Origin of the sequence: Pseudomonas fluorescens (assembly GCF_041354075.1) — a bacterium.
GTDB lineage: Bacteria > Pseudomonadota > Gammaproteobacteria > Pseudomonadales > Pseudomonadaceae > Aquipseudomonas > Aquipseudomonas fluorescens_CE.
Map to the genome: position 1 here is coordinate 110,943 of NZ_JARZGC010000015.1, position 17,220 is coordinate 128,162.

3 protein-coding genes (1 of these 3 cut by a window edge) are annotated in these 17,220 nt (G+C 65.6%); all 3 read right to left on the reverse strand.

Annotated elements, in window-relative coordinates; translation table 11 throughout:
• Tightly spaced (each overlapping or abutting the next), the 3 genes in view from QIW53_RS18980 to QIW53_RS18990 form a layout consistent with a single transcriptional unit that may run on beyond the window.
• Nucleotides 1-4,622, reverse strand: partial view of a non-ribosomal peptide synthase/polyketide synthase gene (locus QIW53_RS18980; RefSeq protein ID WP_371051173.1) — the 5' end (the start) only. It extends 8,854 nt beyond the left edge of the window; only the first 4,622 of its 13,476 coding nucleotides appear in the window; it begins with the start codon at nucleotides 4,620-4,622; its stop codon lies beyond the left edge, outside the window.
• Nucleotides 4,622-16,987: a non-ribosomal peptide synthetase gene (locus QIW53_RS18985; protein WP_371051174.1), complete on the reverse strand. Its 12,366-nt coding sequence runs from the start codon at nucleotides 16,985-16,987 to the stop codon at nucleotides 4,622-4,624. Before QIW53_RS18985 ends, QIW53_RS18980 begins: the two co-directional genes overlap by 1 nt.
• Complete coding sequence (locus tag QIW53_RS18990) at nucleotides 16,984-17,199, reverse strand: hypothetical protein (protein WP_371051175.1); 216 nt, start codon at nucleotides 17,197-17,199, stop codon at nucleotides 16,984-16,986. Before QIW53_RS18990 ends, QIW53_RS18985 begins: the two co-directional genes overlap by 4 nt.
• Between the last annotated feature and the right edge of the window lie 21 nt (nucleotides 17,200-17,220).

Sequence of the window (17,220 nt, forward strand, 5' to 3'; positions counted from 1 at the left end):
TCGAGCAACTGCAACTGCGCCACCGGCTGCTGGACGTCGGCCACCAGGCTGCGCAACAGGTTCAACCAGTGGCGCCCCATGCGCTCGATGGTCGAGGCCTCGAACAGGTCGGTGGCGTAGGTCAGCGAGGCGTGCAGGCCTTGGGGATTGTCGCTGGTGTCCAGGGTCAGGTCGAACTGCGCGTTGCGGTGCTCCCACGCGAGGGTATGCAGCTCGACGCCCGGCAACGCGGCGGCCATGCCCGATTCGGCTTCGCTGCGATGGTTGAACATCGCCTGGAACAATGGGCTGTGGCTGAGATTGCGCTGCACCTGCAAGGCATCGACCAGTTGCTCGAACGGCAGGTCCTGGTGCATCTGCGCCGCCATCGCCGTCTGCTTGACCTGTTGCAACAACTGCCCCCCGGTCAATGAGCCGTCGAACTCGGCGCGCAGCACCTGGGTGTTGACGAAGAAGCCGATCAGGCGCTCGGTTTCCAGACGGTTGCGGTTGGCAATCGGCACGCCGACGCGAATGTCGGCCTGGCCGCTGTAGCGATGCAACAAGGCTTGGAACGAGCCGAGCAGGAGCATGAACAGAGTGACGTTTTCGCGACGGGCCAAGGCCTTCAGGTCTGCGGCCAACGCCGGCTCGAGGCTGATCGGCAGGCGCGCGCCCTGGAAACTCTGCTGCGCGGGGCGCGCATGGTCGGTGGGCAGTTCCAGCAGCGGTTGTTCGCTGCCCAGTTGCACAGTCCAGTAGGCCAACTGGCGATCCCGCTCGCCGGCCGCCATCCACTGGCGCTGCCACACGGCATAGTCGGCGTATTGCACGGGCAATGGCGGCAGTTCGACGGCCGAATACAGGGCCAGCAGGTCATCGACCAGCACCTGCACCGACCAGGCGTCGGAGACGATATGGTGCAGCGTCAGCACCAGCACATGGTCCTGCTCATCCACCTGCAACAGCACGCAGCGCACCAGCGCGCCGTCGAGCAGATCGAAGGGGCGTTGTGTCTCGTGCTCGACGAAGGCCTTGATGCCCGCCTCGTCAGCGTCCGCCAGGCGCTGCTCGGTGAAGCTCACGCGCCCCTGCGCCTGGATCACCTGGGAAGTGTGGCCGTCTTGCTCGATGAACGCGGTGCGCAGGCTTTCGTGACGCGCCACCAATGCCTCGAAGCTGCGTTGCAGAGCGCGCTTGTCCAGCGCGCCACGCAGGCGCAGGGCCGTGGGGATGTTATAGGCGGCGCTGTGCGGGTCCATTTTCCAGAGGAACCATTGGCGCTCCTGGGCGAAGGACAACGGCAGCGGCTGCTCGCGCGACACACGATCCATGAGCGGCGCCTGCTCGCCCTGCCCGGCAGCCAATGCCTGGACGAAATCCTGCAACACGCTGTGTTCGAACAGGCTGCGCAGCGGCACCTGGATGTCCAGCTGTCGACGCACCCGCGACACCACCTGGGTGACCAGCAGCGAATGACCGCCCAGTTCGAAGAAGTTGTCGTTCAAGCCGACGCGCTCGAGCTTGAGCACGTCCTGCCAGATCGCGGCGACCTGCTGCTCGCGCTCGCTGCGGGGCGCCAGGTAGTGCGCCTGCAACTGGCTGGCATCCGCTGCCGGCAAGGCCTTGCGGTTGAGTTTGCCATTGGGGGTCAGTGGCAGGCGGTCGAGGAACAGCAGGTGCGCCGGCACCATGAATTCCGGCAGGCAGGCCTTGAGCGCGGCCTTGAGCTCATCGCGCAGGCGTTGCTGCGCGTCGGCGTCGTCGAGGTCCAGTGGCGGCGCGACCACGTAGGCCACCAGTTGCTGGCTGCCCAACGCTTCCTGGGCCAGCACCACCCCTTCCCGCACGCCTGGCTGTTCCAGAAGGCGCGCTTCGATTTCCCCGAGTTCGATGCGGAAACCGCGAATCTTCACCTGATGATCGATGCGCCCCATGTATTCCAGCACACCGTCGTGCCGATGGCGCGCCAGGTCGCCCGTGCGGTACAGGCGTGTGCCATTGCCGAATGGATCCGGCAGGAAACGCTCGGCAGTCAGCGCCGGACGGTCGTGGTAACCCCGCGCCAGACCGTCGCCGCCAATCAGCAGTTCGCCGATGGCACCCGCCGGGTTCGGCGCCAGCTCATCCCCGAGGATGTACAACGTGGTGTTGGCAATGGGTTGGCCGAGGTGCGGCCGACGGTGTTCTTCGGTCAGTTGCCAGGCCGCCGACCAGATGGTGGTTTCGGTCGGGCCATAGAGGTTCCAGACCTGCCCCGCCAGGCCGAGCATGCGCTGGGCCAGGTCGTCGGCCAGCGCCTCGCCGCCACACAGGAACCTGCAGCCGCGCAGGGTCGGTGCCTGCTCGTGGTCGAGCAGCATGCGCCAGGTGGAGGGCGTGGCCTGCACGACGCTGACCTGTTGCTCGGCGATCATGTCCAGCAGTGCCTGCGGGTCCTGGGCGGTCTGCTTGTCGACCAGCACCACACTGGCGCCGCAGAGCAGCGGGCCGTAGATTTCCAGGCCGAAGATATCGAACGAAAAGGTGGTCAGCGACAGCATGCGGTCGCGGGCGTCCAGCCCGGGCTCGCGCAGCATGCTGGTGACGAAGTTCACCAGCGCCTGATGACGGACCATCACGCCCTTGGGCTTGCCGGTGGAACCCGAGGTGTAGATCGCATAGGCGAGGTTCTCGCCATCGAGGGTCACCTGTGGATCGGCCTCGCTGTAGCCACGGGCATGTTCGCCCAAGGGGTCGAGCAACAGCGTCTGCACGCCCTGCGGGATCGGCAATTGCTCCAGCAGATGGGCCTGGGTCAGCAGCAGTTGCAGGCCGCTGTCCTCGATCATGTGCGCCAGGCGATCCTGCGGGTATTGCGGGTCGAGCGGCACGTAGGCGCCGCCGGCCTTGAGAATCGCCAGCAGGCCCACGAGCATTTCCAGGCTGCGATCGATGGCGATGCCGACCCGTCGATCCGGGCCGACACCGAGTTCGATCAGCCGGTGGGCCAGTTGATTGGCCTGGCGATTGAGCTGCGCGTAATCCAGCGCCTGCCCTTCGAACACCAGGGCCGTAGCCTCTGGCGTGCGCAGGGCCTGGGCTTCGATCAATTGATGAATGCAGCGATCACGAGGGTAATCCGCGCCGCTGTGGTTCCAGTCCACCAGCACTTGCCGTTGCTCGTTCGAATCCAGCAGCGCCAGCTCGCCGACCCGTTGCTGCGAGTCCGTGACGATGCTGTGCAGCAGGTTCTGCCAATGGCGGGCCAGACGTTCGATGGTCTCGCGCTCGAACAGGTCGCTGGCGTAGGTCAGCTGCGCGCCGAGTCCCTGGGCCTCGTCGAAGGTCTCCAGGGTGAGGTCGAACTGCGCGGTGCGCGCAGGCTGATGCAGGTGGCTAATGGTCAGTGCGGCAGGATTGGCGTGCTGGCCACGGCCACTGGCGCCGCTGCTCTGGTGGTTGTACATGACCTGGAACAGTGGGCTGTAGCTCAGGCTGCGTTCCGGCTGCAGCGCTTCGACCAGTTGTTCGAACGGCAGGTCCTGATGGGCCTGGGCCGCCATCGCCGTGTCCTTGACCTGGGCCAACAACGTGCTGAAGCGCGCCTGGGGATCGAACTCGCTGCGCAACACCTGGGTGTTGACGAAGAAGCCGACCAGACGCTCGGTCTCGACCCGATTACGGTTGGCGGTCGGCACGCCGACGCGGATGTCGGCCTGACCACTGTAACGGTGGAGCAAGGTCTGGAACGACGCCAGCAACAGCACGAACAGGGTGACGTCCTGCGCCTTGGCCACGGCCCGCAGCGAATCGGTCAAGGCCGCCGGCAACGCCAGTTCCACCCGCGCACCGCGCAGGCTTTGCACCGCCGGGCGCGGATGGTCGGCCGGCAACTCCAGCACCGGATGTTCGCTGCCCAACTGCGCCTGCCAATAGGCCAACTGGCGCTCGCGTTCGCCGGCCTCCATCCAGTGCCGTTGCCAGATGCCGTAGTCGGCGTACTGGATCGACAGCGGCGGCAGCGTTGGCGCCTGGCCCTGGCGATAAGCGCCATACAGGTGCAGCAATTCCTCGACCATGACCCGCATCGACCAGCCATCCGAGGCGATGTGATGCTGAGTCAAGGTCAGCACGTGCTCCTCGGCGCCCAGGCGCAGCAGGCTGACCCGCAGCAGCGGACCGTTGACCAGATCGAACGGCCGCCCGGTTTGCACAGCGACGAAAGCCTCGACCTGCGCGTCTTGCGACAGTGCATCGGCGGACCGATCCAGCGCCTGCACCTCGATGGCCAACGCCATGTGCGGGTGGATCACCTGCACCGCCCGGTCGTCCTGCTGAGCAAACGTCGTGCGCAGGCTCTGATGGCGCTCGATCAGGGCATTGAAGGCGCGTTCGAGCGCCGCCACGTCGAGTTCGCCCTGCAACTGCAAGGCGCTGGGAATGTTGTAGGCGGCGCTGTCCGGGTCCATTTGCCAGAGGAACCACTGGCGTTCCTGGGCGAAGGACAAGGGCACCGGGTCGAACTGCGACTGGGTTTCCGGGATCGGCAGGTTGGCCGGCGACACCCCTTCCTCGAGCATCTTGTGCAGATACACCCTGCGCTTGTCGAGCGGCAAAGTAATGAAGCGCCGCGCAATTTTCAAAGCGACATTGGTATCCATCAAGCTTCCTCCATTTCGTCAAGCAGGGCGTCCAGCTTGCTCAGTTTCAACGTGTCGACCTGCTCACCGGCAGCGGCCAGACGGCTGACGAAATCTGTCAGTACGGGGTATTGAAAAATCAGTTGCGGGGTCAGTTTCAGCCCCAGTTCCAGTTGCAGCCGCGACACCACGTTCACCGCCAGCAGCGAGTGACCGCCGAGTTCGAAGAAGTGGTCATTCAGGCCGACCCGCTCCAGCTCCAGCACTTGCTGCCAGATCGCGGCCACCTGTTGCTCCAGCTCGCTGACGGGGGCGACGTAGCCGGCCTGCAACTGGCTGGCGTCCGCCGCCGGCAGCGCCTTGCGGTCGAGCTTGCCGTTGGGGGTCAAAGGCAACCGGGCGATGAACAGCAGATGGGCGGGCACCATGTACTCGGGCAGGCTGTCCTTGAGCCGCGCCTTGAGTGCTTCGCGCAGACGGCGTTGCGCTTCGGCATCGTCAGGCGCCAGCGACTCGGCGACCACGTAGGCCACCAGTTGCTGCCCCCCGAGGCCGTCCTGGGCCAGCACCGCCACTTCGTTCACGCCCGGTTGTTGCAGCAGGCGCGCTTCGATTTCGCTCAGCTCGATGCGGAAGCCGCGGATCTTCACCTGATGGTCAAGGCGACCGCGGTACTCGATCACGCCATCGGCCTGATAACGGATCAGGTCGCCAGTGCGGTACATCCGCTCGCCATTTGCGGCGAACGGGTTCGGCACGTACTTCTCGGCGGTCATGGCCGCACGCCCCAGGTAACCCCGGGTGATGCCCGCGCCGGCCAGATACAGCTCGGCGGAGACGCCTTGGGGCACCGCTTGCAGGTCGGCATCCAGCAGGTAGCTGGCGGTGTGATGCAGCGGCCGGCCGATGTTCGCCGTGCCGCCGGCCGTGCGGCGGGTCCAGGTCGAATAGGTGGTGTCTTCGGATGGGCCGTAGAGGTCGTAGACGTGCTCGACCGCTGGCTGTTCGTAAAGGGCATCGACCAGCGACTGCTTCAACGGCTCGCCGGCCAGGTTGATGATGCGCACGCCGGGCGGAATCTGACCCGCAGCCTGCAGCGCATTGATCGCCGAGGGCACGGTGTTGATCAGGCGCACCTGATCCCGTGCCGGCAAGTGCGGCAACTCCAGGGCATTGCGAGCGATGATCAGCGAGCCGCCGTTGGCCAGGGTGACGAACAGCTCCCACACCGACAGGTCGAAGCACACCGAGGTCGAGGCCAGCACGCCTTGAATGTCATCACGGCTGTACACCGACTGCGACCAGTCGATCAGTGCCAGCACGTTGCGATGGGCGATGGCCACGCCCTTGGGCTTGCCGGTGGAGCCGGAGGTGTAGATCACATAGGCCAGGTTGTCCGGGGTGACGCGGCTCAGCGGCGCGTGCTGTGGATAACCCGACCACGCCTGTGCGGCCTCCATCAACAGCACTTGAGTGTCACTGGCTACGGTCAGGTTTTGCGCCACTGCCGATTCGCTGATCAGCACGTGAGCGCGGCTGTCTTCGAGCATGTAGGCCACGCGCTCGGCCGGGTAATCCGGGTCCAGCGGCACGTAGGCGCCACCGGCCTTGAGCACCGCCAGCAGCGCCACCAGCAGTTGTTCGGAACGCTGCATGGCCACGCCGACCCGCACTTCCGGGCCGACACCGAGTTCGATCAGCTTGTGCGCCAGGCGGTTGGCCTGGGCGTCGAGTTCGGCGTAGCTCAGGTTCAACGTGCCGAACGTCACCGCCAAGGCCTCGGGCGCAGCGGCAACCTGGCGGGCAATCAGTTCATGGATGCACAGGTGGTCAGCGAAGCCTTCGCCGACCGGGTTCCAGTCATGGACGATGCGTTGTTGCTGTGCAGGATCGAGCAGGCTCAATTCGCCGAGGCAGCGTTGGCCGCCGTCGAGCATCTGGCTCAGCAAATGCTCAAGCTGGGTCGCCAGTTGCGCCAGGGCCGCCGCCTCGAACGCGCTGCGTTGATAGCTGAAATGCAGCGCCAGCTCGCGCTCCAGGCTCACCAGCAAGGTCAGCGGGTAGTTGGTCTGTTCGCGGCTGACCACCGGGCCGAAGCGCAGCCCCTGCGGTGCGCCCTGCTCCAGGGCTTGGGCGATCGGGTAGTTCTCGAACACCATCAACGTGTCGAACAGCGCTTCACCGCCCTGCCCGGCCCAGCGCTGAATGTCGAACAACGGCGTGTGCTCGAATTCGCGCAGCGCCAGGTTCTGCGCCTGTACCGCCTGCAACCAACTGTCGAGCGACTGCTCGGCACGCGGCGTGGCGATCACCGGCAAGGTATTGATGAACAGGCCGATCTGCTGCTCCACGCCGGGCAAGTCCGCCGGCCGCCCGGCGACCGTGGCGCCAAACGCCACGGTGTCCTTGCCGCTGTAGCGTTGCAGCAGCAACAGCCAGGCCGCTTGCACCAGGGTGTTGACCGTGACTTTCGACGCCCGGGCAAATTCGCCGAGGCGCGCCGTCAGCTCGGCGTCCAGCACCTGGAAATGGTCGCCATAACCTTCAACATTCACCGCCGGCGAAGCGAGGGCTTGCGCCAGTCGCGTCGGCTCTTGCAGGTCGCGCAGGGCCGGGGTCCAGAAGGCTTCGCTGGCTGCCGCATCCTGGCGCTGAAGCCAGCCGATGTAATCGCGATAGCGCCCGCTGTTCGCGGCGACGAACTGACCGCTGTAGCGTTGCAGGACTTCGCCGAGCAACTGCGAGTTGCTCCAGCCATCCATCAGGATGTGGTGGTTGGTGTAGATCAGGTGATGACGCTGCTCGTCGAGGCGCACGATCACCAGGCGCAGCAGGCTCGCCTCGCTCAGGTGCAGGTGCTGGCGCTCGCTGTCGGCCAGTGCTTGCAGGGCCTGTTCGGGCTGCGGGTGAGCACGCAGGTCGTGCAGGCTGTAGGGCATCGGCGCGTGTTTGCTGACCACTTGCACCGGGGCCGGCAATTCACCCTGCCAGACGAAGCGCGTGCGCAGGATGTCGTGGGCGTCGACCGCCGCTTGCCACGCTTGATGGAAGCGCTCCGGTTCGAGGCCCTCGACGTCCAGGCGCATCTGGTTGATGTAGTCGCCGGAGGTTTCCTGATACACGGCGTGAAACAGCATGCCCTGCTGCATCGGCGACAACGGATAGACATCCTCGATCAGCGCTGGCGGCAGCGGCAGACGGTCCAGTTGCGCCTGATTCAGGGCGGCCAGCGGGAAGTCCGACGGCGTGACGCCATGGTGACCGGCCTGGCAGCAGTGGCCGATCAGCGCTTGCAGTTCCTGCGCGTAGTCGTCGGCCAGACGCTGGATGGTCGCTTGATCGAACATTTCACCACTGAAAGTCCACCCCAGGTTCAGCTCGCCGCCGTACACCTGGCCGTTGAGCGCCAACTGGTTGGCCAGTGGCGCCTGGGCGTCCAGCTCATCCCCGGCGGCTTCAGCCGACGGCACGAACAGCGCACCGTCAGCTTCGGTGAAGCTGCCATCGAACTGGCCCAGGTAGTTGAAGGTCAGGCGCGGCACGGGCAATTGCGCCAGGGCCTGGCGCGCAGCGGCGTCGCCCAGGTGGGCCAGCGCACCGAAACCGATGCCCTTGTCGGGGATCGCCCGCAATTGTTCCTTGATCTGCTTCAACGATTCGCCGAGGTCGGCCACCGGCGTCAGTCGGGCCGGGTACAGGCTGGTGAACCAGCCAACCGTGCGGGTCAGGTCGACGTCGTCGAACAGCTCCTCGCGGCCGTGGCCTTCCAACTGGATCAGCGCGCTGTCGGCGCCAGTCCAGCGCACCACGACCCGGGCCAGCGCAGTCAGCAGCAGGTCGTTGACCTGGGTGCGATAGGCCGCCGGGGCGTCCTGCAGCAGTTGCCGGGTCAGGTCCTTGTTCAAGTGTGTGCGTACGGTCACGGCGTGTTTTTGTTGCAGCCCGCCCTGCGGGTTGTCCAGTGGCAAGGCTCCATCGGCGCCGCGCAGGCGCTCTTGCCAGTCCGCCAGTTCCGCCTGCAGGCGGTCACTGTGGGCGAAGGTTTGCAGTCGCTGCGCCCAGGCCTTGGCCGCTGTGGTTTTCGCCGGCAGTTGCAGCGGTTCGCCTTGCGCCAGTTGGCGGTAGGCGGTTTGCAGATCGTCGAACAGGATCCGCCACGACACCCCGTCCACCACCAGGTGATGGATCGCCAGCAACAGCCGCTGGCTGCCGTCGTCGAGGTTGGCCAGCAGCGCTCGCAACAGCGGGCCCTGCTGAAGATTCAGGCTGCGTTGCGCGGCATTGGCGGCCGCCTCCAGCGAGGCGGCATCGGCAACGGCCACTGACCACATCAGCGGTTCGCCAGCGTTGCCCGATGTCTGATAGCTGGCGTGCCAGCCGTCGGCCTGCTCGACGAAACTCAGGCGCAGGCCATCGTGATGCTGCACCAACGCCGCCAGGGCTTGCTCCAGTACCTCGGCGCGCAGCGGTTGCGTCGGTTTGAGCATCACCGCCTGGTTCCAGTGCTGGCGCTCGGGGATGGCCTGTTCGAAGAACAATCGCTGCACCGGCAGCAGCGTCAATTCGCCGGTGACCGGACTTTGATCGACGCTCTGCGGTTGTTCGCCCACTCGCGCCACCCGCGCCAGGGCCTGGATGGTCTGGTGCTGGAACAGGTCTTTGGGTGTAAAACGAATCCCGGCCTGGCGGGCACGGCTGACCACCTGGATCGAGATGATCGAGTCGCCGCCCAGTTCGAAGAAGTTGTCGCTCAGGCCGACCTGTTCAAGTTTCAGCACGTCCTGCCAGATTGTCGCCAGTTGCCGTTCCAGCGCGCTTTGCGGCGCCACGTAGGCTTGCTGCAATTGGCTGGCGTCAGGCTTGGGCAGGTTCTTGCGATCGAGTTTGCCGTTGGGCGTCAGCGGCAGGCGCTCCAGCAACAGCAGATAGGCCGGGACCATGTGGGCCGGCAACGCGGCTTTCAACTGCTCGCGCAGGCACTCGGCGAAATCGCTGCGCGAGGCGTTCAGCGCGTCGGCCACCACGTAGGCCACCAGGCGCTTGCCGCTGCCGGCACTGCCTTCCTGGGCCACCACCACCGCTTCGCGCACCCCGGCCAGGGCTTGCAGGCTGGCTTCGATTTCCCCCAGCTCGATGCGGAAACCGCGAATCTTCACCTGGTTGTCGATGCGATCCAGGTAATCGAAAGTGCCATCGGCGCGTTGGCGCACCAGGTCGCCGGTGCGGTACAGCAGGCCGCCGTTGGCGCTGAAGGGGTCGGCGACAAAACGCTCGGCCGTCAGCCCCGGACGGTTCAGGTAACCCCGGGCCAGGCCGGTGCCACCCAGGTACAACTCACCGGCCATGCCTTGCGGCAGCAGGTTGAGGTCGGCGTCGAGCACGTAGGCGCTGCGGTCGCCGATGCGGCTGCCGATCGGTGCATACGCAGCGCCGCAGGGCACGTCGCGCCCGGCCTTCCAGATCAGCGGGGTGACCACGGTTTCGGTCGGGCCGTAGCCGTTGATGATGTAATCCGGATCGAGGGCGCGCTTGACCCGCTCGAAACTGGCGGCCGGCACGGCGTCGCCACCGAAGCAGTAGATGCGCACCTTCGGCGCATGACCTTCACGCTCGGCATGCTCGGCCAGTTTTTGCAGGTACACCGGAGGGAACGCCACCACGGTCACGCCGTGTTCGCGCATGGCGTTGTAGGTCTGCTCCGGGGTCCACAGGCTGTCGTCGCGGATCAGCAGCGAGGCGCCGTGGGTCAGGCTGGTCAGCCAGCGTTCATGGGCGCCGTCGAAGGCGAAGGACATGAAGTGGAATTCGCAATCGCTGTCACGCATTTCATAGCGCTGGCCGATGGCCTGGCAATGCATGGCCAGCGGACCGTGGGCCACACTGACCCCTTTGGGGTTGCCGGTGGAACCGGAGGTGTAGATCACATAGGCGAGGTTCTGCGGGTCGAGTGCCACGTGCGGCGCACCGCGCGGCTGATCGTCGAGGTCGAGGCGATCGAGCTCCAGCATCGCCACTGCGCCTTGCACCGGCAGTTGCGCCGACACCGAAGAGTCGGTCAGCAACAGCGCCAGGCCCGAGTCCTGAATCAGGTAGGCCAGACGCTCACGGGGGTAGCTGGTGTCCAGCGGCACGTAGGCGCCGCCGGCCTTGAGCACGGCCAGCAGCGCGACGATCACCCCTTCACTGCGCGGCAGGGCCACGCCGACCCGGGTCTCCGGGCCGACGCCACGGGCGATCAAGGCATGGGCCAGCTGGTTGGCGCGACGGTCGATGACGCCGTAGCTGAAGTGCTGGCCGGCAAAGATCACGGCCGTACGCTCGGGGCCCTGCGCCGCCCGTTCGGCGAAGCGCTGATGCACGGCCACCTTGACCGGATAGGGCTGCGGATGGTTGTCCGCTTGCTGTTGCGCCCGTTCGGCGGCGTTGGTCAGGGCGATTTCACCCAGGCGACGCTCGGCGGATTCGGCAAACTGCTGCAGCAGATGCAGCAGATGAGCACCGATTCGCTGCATGGCGGCCAGGGGGAACAACGCCCGATCGTAGCTGTAATGCAGGGCCAGTGCCTGGCCGAGCGTCACGGCGAGGCTCAGCGGGTAATGGGTCTGTTCGAGGTTGGCGACCTCGCCGAACACCACACCTTGCCCGGCACCCTGTTGCAGCGCCTGGGCAATCGGGTAGTTCTCGAACACCAGAATGTTGTCGAACAGCGCCTCGCCGCTCTGCCCCGCCCAGCGTTGTACGTCGGCCAGCGGCGTGTGCTCGAACTCGCGCAGGCTGAGGTTCTGCCCCTGCACCGCTTGCAACCAGTCGCCCACGGTCTGGTCCGGACGTGGCGTACCGATCACCGGCAAGGTGTTGATGAACAGGCCGACTTGCCGCTCGATGCCCGGCAGATCGGCCGGACGACCGGCAACGGTGGCGCCGAAGGCCACGCTCTCATGACCGGTGTAGCGTTGCAGCAACAGCAGCCAGGCGGCTTGCACCAGGGTGTTGACGGTGACTTTTTGCTGGCGGGCAAAGGTTTCCAGGCCCTGGGTATCCGCAGGCGTCAGGCTCACGAAATGATCGCCATGGCCGCTGAGGCTTTCGCTGGCGGCCACCACCTGTGCCAGGCGCGTGGGCTCCTGCAGCGATGCCAGTTGTTCGCTCCAGTAAGCCTCGCTTGCCTGTGCGTCCTGACGCTGCAACCAGCCGATGTAATCGCCATAACGCCCGGCGGCGCTCGGGGGAATCTGGCCGCCGTAGCGTTGCAGGACCTCGCCGAGCAACTGCGAATTGCTCCAGCCATCCATCAGGATGTGGTGATGGGTGTAGATCAGGTGCCAGCGGTCGGCAGCGGTTTGCACCAGCATCAGGCGCAGCAGCGGTGCCTGGCCGAGATCGAAGCCCTGCTCGCGCTGTTCATCGGCCAATTGTTCCAGCGCCGCAGGCAGGTCATTGCGTTCACGCCAATCGAGCACGCTGAACGGCAGTTGCACCTGCTTGTGCACCACCTGCACCGGCTGCTCCAGCTCGCCCTGCCAGACGAAACCGGTGCGCAGGATGTCCTGCGCATCGACGGTCGCCTGCCAGGCCGCGCGGAAGCGCTCGGGGTCGAGGCCCTCAACGTCGACCCGCAGCTGATTGATGTACTCGCCCGCCGCCTGTTCATACAGGGTGTGGAACAGCAGGCCCTGCTGCATCGGCGACAGTGGGTAGAGGTTGTCGAGCTGCCCGGCCGCCACCGGCAAGCCGTCCAGCTGAGCCTGACTGAGTCGCGCCAAGGGGAAGTCCGAAGGCGTGGCCTGCGGGATCTCCAGGGTGCAGCAATGCTCGATCAGCGCGTCGAGTTCCGCCGCGTAATGATGGGCCAGGCGCTCGATGGTGACGCGATCGAACATCTCGCTGCTGAAACCCCAGCTCATGGTCAGCTCGCCGCCATAGACCTGGCCTTCGATGGTCAGCCAGTTGGCCAGTGGCGCACCGGGGTCCTGGGCGGCGCCGTTGCCTTCGGTCGACGGCACGAACAGCGCCGCTTCGTCGAACTGGCGGTCGAACTGGCCCAGGTAGTTGAAAGTGATGCGCGGCGTCGGCAATGCTGCCAGCGCTGCGCCGACCGCAGGCTCAGCCAGATAGCGCAGCGCGCCATAGCCCAGTCCCTTGTCCGGCACGGCACGCAGCTGTTCCTTGATGGCCTTGATCGAGGCCGCGACCTCGGCAGCCGGCGTCAGGTTGACCGGGAACAGGCTGGTGAACCAGCCGACGGTGCGGGTCAGGTCGATGTCGTCGAACAGGTCTTCGCGACCATGGCCTTCGAGTTGAATCAGTGTGCTGCCCTGCCCGGTCCAGCGGCACACCACACGCGCCAACGCCGTCAGCAACAGATCGTTGACCTGGGTGCGATAGGCCGCCGGTGCCGTTTGCAGCAGCTTGCGGGTTTGCCCGGCGTCGAGCTTGATCTCGACTTTCTGCTCGAAGCGGTTCTCCAGTGCGCCATCTTTGCGATCGCAAGGCAGATCAGCCGGGGCGTCGCGCAACTGCGACTGCCAGAAATCAAGGCTGTTGTGGAACACCGGCAGGTGCGCTTGCAAGCGCGTCACCCAGTGCTGATAGGCACTGGTCTTGGCGGCCGGCTGCGCTGTCGTCCCGTTGCGCGCCCCTCGGTAAAACCGTTGCAGGTCTTCCAGCAACAGGCGCCACGACACGCCGTCCACCACCAGGTGATGGACCACCAGCAGCAGCCGTTGACTGCCATCGTGCATGTCCACCAACAGCGCTCGCAGCAGCGGGCCCTGTTGCAGGTCGAGGCTGCGCTGCGCCTGTTCACACAGGTCGTGCAACGCTTGCGCCGAATCGGCGCGACGCTGCCACAACGATGAATCCGGGGTCAGCCCGGCGTAGGCCTGTTGCCAGGTTCCGCTGGTGTTTTCGAAGCGCAGGCGCAAGCTGTCGTGGTGCTCCAGCAGTTGCTGCAGGGCCTGATCCAGCGCCTCGCCGTCCAGCGCTTCACGGGGGACCAGCAACAGCGACTGGTTCCAGTGCTGGCGCTGGGGAATCGCTTGTTCGAAGAACCAGTGCTGCACCGGCGTCAGGGCCACGGCGCCACTCGCCAGCCCCTGATCGATGATGTTCTGCTCACCTTGTTGCGCCACTTGCGCCAGGCTGCGGATGGTCTGGTGCTGGAACAGCGCCTTGGGGCTCAACGCGATGCCGGCCTGACGGGCGCGGCTGACCACTTGCATCGAGACGATGGAATCGCCGCCCAGCTCGAAGAAGTTATCTTCCAGACCGACCGAGTCGATGGCCAGGACGTCTTGCCAGATCGCCGCCAGGGCTTTTTCCAGGGCACTGCCCGGCGCGACGTGTTCACGCTGCTGCAGGGAGCCGTCCACCGCCGGCAAGGCCTTGCGGTCGAGTTTGCCGTTGGGGGTCAACGGCAGCGCCTCGAGAAACAACAGGTACGCCGGGACCATGTAGTCCGGCAGATGCTGGCGCAGCGCGGCCTTGAGGGTTTCGCGCAGGGCTGCCTGAACCTCGGCATCGCCCGCCACCACCCGGGCGTCGCCTGGCACGATGTAGGCCACCAGTTGCTGGCCGTTGACACTGTCCTGAGCCAGCACCGCCAGTTCGCGCACCGCGTCCTGTTGCAGCAGGCGCGCTTCGATTTCGCCAAGCTCGATACGGAAACCGCGCACCTTGACCTGATGGTCGATGCGCCCGACGTATTGCAGCGCGCCGTCCGGTTGATAGCGGGTCAGGTCGCCGGTGCGGTACATCCGCTCGCCGTTGCGGGCAAACGGATTGGGCACGTATTTTTCGGCGGTCATGGCCGCGCGGCCCAGGTAACCCCGGGTGATGCCGGCGCCGGCCAGATACAGCTCGGCGGAGACGCCTTGGGGCACCGCTTGCAGGTCGGCATCCAGCAGGTAGCTGGCGGTGTGATGCAGCGGCCGGCCGATGTTCGCCGTGCCGCCGGCCGTGCGGCGGGTCCAGGTCGAATAGGTGGTGTCTTCGGATGGGCCGTAGAGGTCGTAGACGTGCTCGACCGCTGGCTGTTCGTAAAGGGCATCGACCAGCGACTGCTTCAACGGCTCGCCGGCCAGGTTGATGATGCGCACGCCGGGCGGAATCTGACCCGCAGCCTGCAGCGCATTGATCGCCGAGGGCACGGTGTTGATCAGGCGCACCTGATCCCGTGCCGGCAAGTGCGGCAACTCCAGGGCATTGCGAGCGATGATCAGCGAGCCGCCGTTGGCCAGGGTGACGAACAGCTCCCACACCGACAGGTCGAAGCACACCGAGGTCGAGGCCAGCACGCCTTGAATGTCATCACGGCTGTACACCGACTGCGACCAGTCGATCAGTGCCAGCACGTTGCGATGGGCGATGGCCACGCCCTTGGGCTTGCCGGTGGAGCCGGAGGTGTAGATCACATAGGCCAGGTTGTCCGGGGTGACGCGGCTCAGCGGCGCGTGCTGTGGATAACCCGACCACGCCTGTGCGGCCTCCATCAACAGCACTTGAGTGTCACTGGCTACGGTCAGGTTTTGCGCCACTGCCGATTCGCTGATCAGCACGTGAGCGCGGCTGTCTTCGAGCATGTAGGCCACGCGCTCGGCCGGGTAATCCGGGTCCAGCGGCACGTAGGCGCCACCGGCCTTGAGCACCGCCAGCAGCGCCACCAGCAGTTTTTCGGAACGTTGCATGGCCACGCCGACGCGCACTTCCGGGCCGACTCCAAGCTCGATCAGCTTGTGCGCCAGACGATTGGCCTGGGCGTCGAGTTCGGCGTAGCTCAGGTTCAGCGTGCCGAACGTCACCGCCACGGCCTCCGGCGCAGCGGCAACCTGACGGGCGATCAGTTCATGGATGCACAGGTTGTCAGCGAAGCCTTCACCCACCGGGTTCCAGTCGTAGACGATGCGCTGGTATTCCGACGCCTCCAGCAACGGCAGCTCGCTGATGCGTTGCTGGCTGTCGCCCACCATGCCTTGCAACAGGCGGGTCCAGTGTTGTGCCATGCGCTCGATGGTCGCGGCGTCGAACAGGTCGTTGGCGTAGGTCAGCGCGGCGTGCAGCGTGCCGGCCTTTTCATAGGTGTCCAGGGTCAGGTCGAACTGGGTGGTGCGCCCTTCCCACTCGATGGCGCCCAGCTCCAGGCCCGACGCGGTGGTCACCGTGGAGATGTCCGCGACCTGCGGCTGGTGGTTGTACATCACCTGGAACAACGGGGTATGGCTCAGGCTGCGCTCCAGCTTCAAGGCCTCGACCAGACGCTCGAACGGCAAGTCCTGGTGGGCCTGGGCGCCGAGGGCAGTTTCCTTGATGGCGCCGAGCAGGTCCGCCACGCGGGTCTGGCCGTCCAGTTGCGTGCGCAGCACCTGGGTGTTGACGAAAAAGCCGATCAGGCCTTCGATCTCACCGCGATTACGGTTGGCGATCGGCACGCCGATGCGGATATCGGTTTGCCCGGTGTAGCGGTGCAGCAGCACGTTGAACGCGCCGAGCAGCAGCATGAACAGGGTGACGTTGTGCTTCTGGGCGGCGGCGCGCAGTTGCTCGGCCAACTGGCTGTCGACTCCAAATTCATGGCGCGTGCCGCGATAGCTTGGCATGGCCGGGCGCGGATAATCGGTGGGCAGCTCCAGCACCGGGTGTTCATCGCCCAACCGGGCCTGCCAGTATTCCAGTTGCCGGGCCTGTTCGCCGGCCTCCAGCCAGCGGCGCTGCCACAGGGCGTAGTCGCTGTATTGAATCGGCAGCGCGGCCAATTGCGGTTGCACGCCGGCATCATGGGCGTCGTAGCAACGGATGAATTCGTCGATCAGCACGTTCATCGACCAGCCGTCGGACACGATGTGGTGCAAGGTCAGCAGCAGCACGTGCTCCTGCTCGGCCAGCTTCAACAATTGCACGCGCAACAAGGGGCCGACCGCCAGGTCGAACGGCAGCAGCGATTGCTGCTGAGCGGCGCGGGCCACGGCCTGTTCGCGCTCCTGGGCCGGCAATGCGCTGAAGTCGAGGTCCTCGACCTGCAACGCCACAGTGGCGGGCACCTGCAACAGCATCTCGTCGGCCTGACGCTGGAACACCGTGCGCAAGGTCTCGTGACGCGCCACCAGACTGGCGAATGCCTGATCCAGCGCCGAGCGGTTCAAGCGCCCCTTGAGACGCACCGCACCCGGCAGGTTGTAGGCGCCGCTGTGCGGGTCCAGTTGCCAGAGAAACCACATGCGCTGCTGTGCGTAGGACAGCGCTTGCCGGTCTTCGGCCTCGACGCCCTGGGGAATCGGAAAACGGGCGAAATCCACGCCCTCCTTGTTCAGGACCGCGAGGAACAGCTGGCGCTTTTCCACGGGCAACCCGATAAACCGGCGAGCAAGTTTCAAGGAGTCTTCAGCATTCATTTTTTTTTGGCATCCGGATCAGTAGGCAGGCAGCACAAAGGCGCGTCGTCCCTATAAAACGAATGCAGTCCGGAAAAATTAGCGAAGGGGATGAGTGGGATTGCTGCCCCTGTAGGATCGAGGGGGACGCCTAGTCCATGCTCGCGAAAGAACGCAAGGATGCCGCGGACATCCATATATCCCGCGTCATCGTTGACGACCATCGCGAGCATGCTCGCTCCTACAAGGGGGCG